The sequence below is a fragment of the Monashia sp. HAY1-2A genome (genome assembly GCF_056755315.1).
The window spans coordinates 1-251 of sequence record NZ_JBNDHY010000589.1 but is presented as its reverse complement, the minus strand read 5'-3'; the positions used below and the strand labels follow the sequence as shown (position 1 = coordinate 251).

At 42.6% G+C, this 251-nt stretch carries 1 protein-coding gene; it reads left to right on the top strand.

All coding sequences use genetic code 11. The annotated features are described in order from the left end of the window. Positions 1 to 31: 31 nt before the first annotated feature. Positions 32 to 251, top strand: a 220-nt coding sequence (locus ACPYOM_RS23165; RefSeq protein WP_481347769.1) for a KH domain-containing protein, incomplete at its 3' end; no start/stop codon positions are given.

Below are 251 nucleotides of genomic sequence, written 5' to 3'. Positions count from 1 at the left end.
AACAAGAGCTCAGGCACATGTTCAGAGCATCATGGAAGAGGCGCAGCTGAATGCTAAAAGTGAAGCAAGAAAAATCGTTATCCAGACTATCAAGAGAATTGGTACGGAGCAGGCGATTGAGAATTCAGTTTCGGTTTTCAATATTGAATCTGACGAAGTAAAAGGTAGAATTATAGGTAGAGAAGGTAGAAATATCCGTGCGCTGGAAGCGGTGACAGGGGTAGAAATCATCGTAGATGATACTCCTGAAG